Origin of the sequence: Massilia mucilaginosa, from assembly GCF_011682145.1 — a bacterium.
Classification (GTDB): Bacteria; Pseudomonadota; Gammaproteobacteria; order Burkholderiales; family Burkholderiaceae_D; genus Telluria_A; species Telluria_A mucilaginosa.
In genome coordinates this window covers 1-304 of sequence record NZ_WHJH01000312.1, presented here as the reverse complement: position 1 = coordinate 304, position 304 = coordinate 1, and the positions used below count along the sequence as shown (strand labels likewise).

Sequence of the window (304 nt, the reverse complement as noted above, 5' to 3'; positions counted from 1 at the left end):
CTGGTAAGCGCAGAGAACAAAAAGACAAGCCCCTTGAACGAAGCCGAGGTGCTCAATATCAGGGACGCTGCCGCCGTCATCATGGTGAGCCGCGATCGCTTCAGTGCGATGGCGCAGTCGCGCGGCTACGCTGATATCGATCCCCAAAACTGTTGGTATGACTGGCAAATGCTACGGCGTCACCTGGGAAGGAAGCCGGACCTGGATGCCGGAGCGAAGCTGCTATTCGTTAGCAAGGAGAATAGCGACTTCAATGCCAGCGTCGCAGCCGCGCAGGAGCCATTGGGCGTGTTCCGCAGCATGC

General features: G+C 58.6%; 1 pseudogene. It reads left to right on the top strand.

Annotation, left to right across the window (positions count from 1 at the left end):
• Positions 1 to 33 precede the first annotated feature (33 nt).
• A pseudogene (locus F2P45_RS35000) lies at positions 34 to 304 on the top strand (DUF2314 domain-containing protein); the annotation flags it as partial.